This window comes from Pedobacter sp. (genome assembly GCF_035566355.1).
In the GTDB taxonomy this organism is placed as follows: domain Bacteria; phylum Bacteroidota; class Bacteroidia; order Sphingobacteriales; family Sphingobacteriaceae; genus Pedobacter.
Genome location: NZ_DATMRL010000220.1, coordinates 1 through 7,377, shown reverse-complemented (window position 1 = coordinate 7,377; position 7,377 = coordinate 1). Strand labels below are relative to the sequence as shown.

6 protein-coding genes are annotated in these 7,377 nt (G+C 40.7%); 2 read left to right on the top strand and 4 right to left on the bottom strand.

From position 1 onward, the window contains the following. Positions 1-862, top strand: an 862-nt coding sequence (locus VNZ46_RS08420; protein WP_325559650.1) for a TlpA disulfide reductase family protein, incomplete at its 5' end; no start/stop codon positions are given. A 49-nt stretch (positions 863-911) separates the two neighbouring features. Here VNZ46_RS08420 and VNZ46_RS08415 read toward each other — a convergent pair. After that, complete coding sequence (locus tag VNZ46_RS08415; protein ID WP_325559648.1) at positions 912-2,039, bottom strand: glycoside hydrolase family 76 protein; 1,128 nt, start codon at positions 2,037-2,039, stop codon at positions 912-914. Positions 2,040-2,214: 175 nt separating this feature from the next. Here VNZ46_RS08415 and VNZ46_RS08410 point away from each other — a divergent pair, with 175 nt between their 5' ends. Continuing rightward, positions 2,215-3,186, top strand: coding sequence for a glycoside hydrolase family 43 protein (locus tag VNZ46_RS08410; RefSeq protein WP_325559647.1), 972 nt, complete (start codon positions 2,215-2,217; stop codon positions 3,184-3,186). Between the two features lie 37 nt (positions 3,187-3,223). On the opposite strand, the gene VNZ46_RS08405 is transcribed toward VNZ46_RS08410, so the two are convergent. The 3 genes from VNZ46_RS08405 to VNZ46_RS08395 form a co-directional block, all read right to left on the bottom strand. After that, on the bottom strand, positions 3,224-4,567 hold the full coding sequence (locus VNZ46_RS08405) for a TlpA disulfide reductase family protein (RefSeq protein WP_325559645.1): 1,344 nt from the start codon (positions 4,565-4,567) through the stop codon (positions 3,224-3,226). Further along, complete coding sequence (locus VNZ46_RS08400; protein WP_325559644.1) at positions 4,564-6,084, bottom strand: redoxin family protein; 1,521 nt, start codon at positions 6,082-6,084, stop codon at positions 4,564-4,566. The genes VNZ46_RS08405 and VNZ46_RS08400 overlap by 4 nt, the downstream gene beginning before the upstream one ends. A gap of 25 nt (positions 6,085-6,109) precedes the next feature. Then, on the bottom strand, positions 6,110-7,377 hold a 1,268-nt coding region (locus tag VNZ46_RS08395; protein WP_325559643.1), incomplete at its 5' end, for a RagB/SusD family nutrient uptake outer membrane protein.

Sequence of the window (7,377 nt, the reverse complement as noted above, 5' to 3'; positions counted from 1 at the left end):
AGATAGTTTGAGTAATATTTATGTAAAAACAGGTAAAGAAAAAGGTCTTTTCAACGAAAATATGGTGATGTATGCCAGGGTATTAGCCAATAATCATCAGCCAGAAAGGATCGTTAACTACCTGAAGCCTCTGTACGAGGGAAGCGGAAAATCTTTTGAGTCAGATTTAAGAAGCATGGCGCTCACAAAACCTGCTGATTATAATCTGGAAAATAACCTTTCTGTTATTTATGCTAAGGCGCTTTCAGAAACCGGGCATACAAAAGAGGCTATAAAGGTGCTAAGTTTTCTAAACCTGAGTGGCCAATGCAACACAAAAGAATTGCAGGAAGCTATCAAAGCCGAATACTCAAAAATACCTGGTGGTCTATCTTTTTACAGCAAATTCGCAGATTCCGTTCAGCGTGTCTATCATACCAAGCTGACTGCATTCGCATTGAATAAAAAGGATGACAAAGGCAAGCCTGTTAACTTCGATGCGCTAAAAGGTAAATATGTTTTACTTGACTTTTGGGGCAGCTGGTGTGGCCCTTGCAGAGCGAGTCATCCTCATCTAAAGGAACTTTATGCAAAATATAAGGATAAGGGGTTTGAAATCGTGGGCATTGCACAGGAACATTCCGCCCTTCCTGCAGACAGGTTACTGTGGACTGAAGCGATAGCAAAAGATGGTTTAACCTGGATTCAGGTTTTGAACAATGAGAACAGAGATAAGTTTGATGTAGTATCGGAATATGGTGTAACCGCATTTCCTACTAAAATTCTGCTGGACAAAGGGGGAAATATCATTGGCCGGTATATCGGCAATGGATTTGGTGGAGAAGGTTTCACAAATAAGCTAAAAGAACTTCTGGGAGAATAAAATCTATATATTAAAAAAAGAGGCTGTCTTTGGACAGCCTCTTTTTAGTTTAGTATTTGGATGATAATAGTGCCAATCTTGCATAAATCTCTGCCATGCCTGCCTGGTCAATTAATGATTTTGTATCTTTTTTACCCAATAGGCCATGTTCATCCCTTTCTTTTTCCCAAATCTGCAAGGCATCTTGCCTATAAAAATCAATCCAATCCTTGTTGTGGTCAATTTTATAAAGTGCGGCATAACCCCTCAGCATAACCGCATTGAACCAGTAATGAGAAGGGAGCCGATCTTTCTTATAAAAATAATCTTTAGCTGCACCTGCAATTTTTTGAGCCTCAACAAGATACTTTTTCTCTTTGGTTATCTCATAGAGTAATGCATTAGACTGAAGCATAGTACCTGCATTATAAGTATAAAAGGCTTTATCCAGCTTTAGGGAAGGAATTTTAATGTTATCGTAGAAAAGACCATCTTCAGATTGCAAGTTTTTACTGGTCCAGTTGTAGACCTCTTTAGCGGCTTTCAAGTAGCGCTGTTCTTTGGTGGTTTTATAAAGTTCGAGTGCAACGAGTATGGCCGGCCCGTTGGAACAAGTATTTTTAGTGGAATGGTCTCCTTCCTTCCAGTAAAGCCCTCCACCAGCTTGCTGGTCTGCACCCGACATCATAAAGGTATAGATAGACTTTGCTACCTGAAGATATTTAGGTTTATGGGTTCGTCCGTAAGCATCAAGATAAGCAATAGCAATCCACTGATTGTCGTCATAGAACCTTGAGCTCAACCGCTCTGCAGTCACATAATCCTGGTAAGCAGCAGGCTTCTTTTTATTGTAATACTGGTCTATGGCTTTTACTACCGGTTCCATGTATTTCTTTCCAGGATGTAACCGTTCCATTTCATTAGCAGCTTGTATCAGTGCACACAATGGCCATAACCAGGAATGAATGTTTTCCCTGTGCACCGTATCTGTGGTTTCAAAATACAATCCGGTTTTCCTGTCTGTAAAATAGCGGTTGATATTGGAGTAGGTCTCCTCCGCCTTCGTTTTATAATGAAGATCCTGTACTGCAACGATGCTTGTTTTGGCAGAAGGATTGGTGCGGTGCTTTTGCTGGGCCCTGGCCAGGCCTGCAATCAATACACCAAGCAATAAAATACTTAGCTTTTTCTTGTTCATTTTAGTTTCAGTTGTGTTACGTTATAGTGTGTTATTTGTGATAGCTCAATATCTGGTAAAACGTTTTATGTTTGGTTTCAAAGAAGAAAACTACGACTTTTAACTTGAAAAAAGAACATTTTATATAAACAAAATTGTCACTATGACAATTTTTTATTGACCTAAACCATTTATAATGAAACGAACCCTAGTCCTCCTGCTTATGATGCAGACAGCAACTCTTAGCTATGCCCAAAAACAAAGTCAGGGAAAAACATCCGGCAATCCTATCTTTCCGGGATGGTATGCTGATCCGGAAGGCGCAATATTCGATAAGACTTACTGGGTGTACCCTACCTACTCCGCTCCTTATGATAAACAGGTTTTTTTTGACGCATTCTCCTCAAAAGATTTACGCACCTGGACCAAACATGCTAAAGTATTGGATACAGCAAATGTAAAATGGGCGAAACGCGCAGTCTGGGCACCTTCTATTATTAAAAAAAACGGCAAGTACTTTTTGTTTTTCGGGGCAAATGATATCCAGAATAACCATGAAAAAGGTGGAATTGGTGTAGCGGTATCCAATAAACCTGAAGGACCTTTTAAAGATTATCTGGGACATCCCCTGGTGGATCAGTTCCATAATGGCGCACAACCAATTGATCAGTTTGTTTTTAAAGACAAGGACGGTAAATGCTACTTGATATACGGTGGCTGGAAACATTGTAATATAGCCAGGTTAAAAGATGATTTTTCCGGCTTTTTGCCAATGGAAAACGGCCAGGTTTTTAAAGAGATTACTCCTGAAAATTATGTCGAGGGTCCTTTTATGTTTATCCGTAAGGGCAAATATTATTTTATGTGGTCTGAAGGTGGTTGGACAGGTCCGGATTACAGCGTAGCTTATGCAATTGCGGATTCTCCAATGGGGCCTTTCAAAAGGGTAGGAAAGATTTTACAACAAGATGCTAAAATTGCTACCGGTGCGGGCCACCATTCTGTAATGGGCTCTGCAAAAAAAGATGAGTGGTTTATTGTATACCACAGAAGGCCACTAGATCAAACCGATGGTAACGCAAGGGTAACCTGCATCGACCGGATGTATTTTGATCAAGATGGCTATATAAAACCGGTTATCATGACAAATGAAGGAGTTAAACCTTAATAAAAATCCCCTGCCGAGCTGGCAGGGGATTTTTATTTTAGAGTAATTGATTAATCGCTTTAGCAGCCTCTGCCGATGAAGGTGCCGGCGCGTCCATATCCGCTATCTTAAAATTTTTATCAATCAGCAGAATCCTCGGAATGCCTACAATATTGTAGGCATGTAACTTATTTCTATCAATCAGCCATTGCTGACCATCTGCTTTACGGCTCTCCACACTCTTCTTCCAGACCTCATCGGTATCATCCAGGGAAAGAGAGACAAAGACAATATTAGGATTATCTTTGTATTGTACTTTCAGTTTTTCAAAATAGGGCATTTCATGCATACATGGACCACACCATGTAGCCCAAAGATCCACATAAATGACCTTTCCCTTTAAACTGCTTAATTTTACAGGCAATCCATTCAGGTCTCTTGCAGTAAAATCAACGGCCTCATCGCCTTTCCCGAAAGAAAGCAACTGCTGCAACATTTGATTTGCTGCTTTCTGATAAGAAATCGTTTTAATTTGTGTAATCTTCTCCTTGAATTTTGCGAGTTCAGATTTGTTTTTGGCTTTCTCCATCTCTCCTACCAATTCTTCCGCCATATACCAATCCCTAATGGGTTGTGCTAGTTTAGCTTTCGTTCTTTTGTTGATCAAATCAGCAGCGATGTCCCTGTACACAGTCATTTTCATCAATGAAGCATCCACAAAATTATGGCCGTAAACTATCAATTTTGGTTTTATCGCCTCTTTATAGCGTAAAGCATATGTTTCAGCGTCATTGCCTTTGAGCTTAAGGATCATACCATTATAATTCTCACCACTCAACAAACTATTGATCAGATCTGCCTTAATTCTGGCTGTTTCCAAACGTCTGAATTCAGTGGTTAATCCGGTTGCGGCCATCAGTTCTTTCCTTCTGATTTCTGCGCTCGCCTCTACTGCCTCAATAGTCGCTTCAGGTGTGTTTTTAATCAGGGTACCCGCCTCAAGGAAAGAACCTCCTTTAGGAAATGGTGTATTTTTCAGGTAATTATTGGCCTCTGCTCCTTTTCCCGTAAAAGAAGCATTTCTTGGATTATTTTTATCGATAACAACTTCCATACGATCACCCGGGCTTAAATATAAAGTATTACGCCCCAGGCGGAAATAATTTGCTGCCTTCACCGGAAAACTAATTTTAAAGCTTGCATCTTCTCCGGGGATGATGATCCGCTCACCTGTCTGCGGCAACAAATATTGGAACTCCGACAAATCCTCTACAACAACTTGATTACTAAAGTTTTTGAGTTTTCCACTTAAAGTAACCATACCTATCTTTTGTTGGGCGAAGCTCACCTGCTGTACAAGCAGGAATAAACTAAAAACTATAATTTTGAATCTGGTCTTCATGCCTCTTTTCCATTTTTGAGTACCAGATTGATCATCAGTTCCAAATCTTCTTCATTGTCGCCATCTGTTCTAAAGTTTGAAAAAATGACACGTCCGTTTTGATCAATCAGAAAATTAGTTGGCGCTCCTCCTCTATTGTCCAGATTTCCTTTAACTCTGTCTTTTACATCGGCAATTGGTGTAAAGCTATAACCGCTGGATTTCATAAATGGAATAACGTATTCATCTTGTTCCGGAACGATATTAATCCCGATGTAATCAACCTGTTGTCCCTTAAATTTACGGATTACGTTTTCAAAATGAGGAAACTCTCCTCTGCAAGGCCCACAGCCTGGAAACCAATAGGTCAACAATACAACTTTACCTTTATAGTCCGTCAGGGAGGCCGATCCGGAGGTTAAATATTTTTTAAGGGTAAATGGTGTAGCTGGTTTTGCTTTGGCATCAATCGCTTTCCAAATATCCCTGTCTATTTCAGCTGCAGACTTTCCAGCTTTACCTCCATACACCACAAGTTGCTCCTTAACAGCTACCGACGGTGATTTTGCAAAGGCATTGATCAGCGTATCATATCCAGCAACCGGGCTGTAAGCAATTTCTGCTGCTTGCGCTTTGAACAACAACAAAGTGTTATTTGAGCCAAAGTAACGGGGTAGTTTAATGCTATGGATAATGTCTAAAGCTTCTTTTGATTTCTTCTGCTCCAGCAGGGATCTTGTTTCTACAAAACTACTGGCTGTTTTCTCCAATTGTGCCCAGTTTTGTCCTTCTACCTTTTTAGCACCGAGTTCTTTGGCCAAATCCTGCGCTCTTTTCGGATCTTCTTGCAAAAGCAGGTCATAGAAAGAAGACATACCACTGGACGACCAGCTAAATTTTTCCGGAGCATAGGTGTTTTTTAATACCTCAAATCCTTTTAATTTATCTGCTTTCTTTGGAGAGCGTTGTGCCAGCCAATATAAGGCCTGAGCACCACGTTCACTTGTGGGAAAGTGTTTCACCAATTCTTCAGTAAGCTGCAGGTATCTTTTCCGGTCTACTGTGGCAAAAGAACCAGAATAATAAAATGCATAATCCGGATTCTCAGGCTCAGCCGCTGTCGCTTTGGCAAGGTATTCTCGGCCCTGATCAAACTGTCCCCATCTTTCCGCATCAATCCACAGATCGCTCCAGGCCTTAGCTAATTTCGGATCTATTTTAACCGCTTTTAAAAGATAAGGTCTGGCTTTCGGACTTTCCTCATCCGCATAAGCTGCTCCAACAGCATAAGGAACCACAGCTGATGCAGGGAATTTTTTCTGCCAGGCTTCATATTGCACCAGCGTCTGGGTATTCTCTATTCCTGCAGCTTTGATGTATTCTTCGTGAGCTTTTAAATTATTTGGATTGGCTTCAACAGCTGTTTTAAGCTTTGCAAGAACAGCCGGATCTGTTATCGTTTTAGTTTTTTCCTGTGCAAAGACAGAGAGCGGAAGCATCAGCGCTGCAGCAACAGAAATTTTTAAGATTGTTTTCATCTTTATGGTGTTTTAAATAGGTTCGTTAATATGCATTTTGTTGAATTTGGCCCTTACTGGCATCCATTTCTACACCATTAATTGGTACCAGCAGGCGCTTGGCATCCAATGTATAGGTTTTTGGTGAATTGACATCTACAGCGCCGATGGACACATTGAAGAAATCACGGGTTACAGTTACATTATCTCCCGGATAATCATTTACACTAAAACGGCGGATGTCATACCAACGCATGGAAAAAGGCATCTCCCTTCTTCTTTCTTCCAAAACTTTTTTAATGGCTTCGTCTTTACCGTTTGCTGTCAACGGAATATAAGTACTCATTCGTTTCATACGAAGGATATTTACAGCATCCATTGCGCCTGTGGCATCTCCTTTGCGTGCCAGGGCTTCTGCTTTATTTAGAAGCACCTCGGCAATAGTTGGCCCATCTGGTAAATATTTTCCGTCGCTAAATATGGTATACCTGAATGCTGCCGGAGTAATAACCGACATTCTCCTTCCTCCATTTGGAATCATAAAACTTTTATAGCGGAGATCATTTTGTGTATCGTATAAATTTAGCAAGGCCGTACTTGGAAGGTACCACTGAGAGGCTGTATAGGTATAACGAGTATAATAAAATTCTGGCCAGTACAAAAATTTTGCCGGTTGCCAGTCGTTTTGTTCCACATAGTTCAACGTTGCCGCCGGACTGGTGTAAGATTTGGAAATACCTGGCTTCAGGGTTTTGTAATCCACTAGCTTTGCATTGACACTTCCAAGTGCCTTTGCAGATTGCTCCAAGCTTTGATCATAATTACCCGTGAATAGATAATAGCGGCTCATAAATGCCGCAATCGCTTTTTTACTCACTCTCCATGCTCTTACGGGATCAACATCATCGTTAGCTACTTTTTGTGCCTCTGCAATATCCGAAAGAATAAAATCATAAGTCTCTTTCAATGTTGCCCGTTTAAGTGGCTCAGTATAGTCAACTGTCTTTTTTAAAGGAAGTCCCATAGAACCTAAGTTGGCATCACTGTAAGGTGCGCAGTAATAATTGGCCAGCACCCAATAAGAATAGGCACGAATAAAATACGCATCCGCTCTTACACGTCGACGGATGGTCTCATCGCCAGTCACCTGGTCAATATTGGTCAATATAAGGTTTGCAGTGAATATCTTTTTATATTCTCCATTCCATAAAGCATCTGCTGCAGCGCCAACTACACCGCTCACACTGTTTACATAGTATTGCATGTTATCGATGGTAAAAGCAGAAGGATTGTTCTTGTACAATTCTTTAGTGA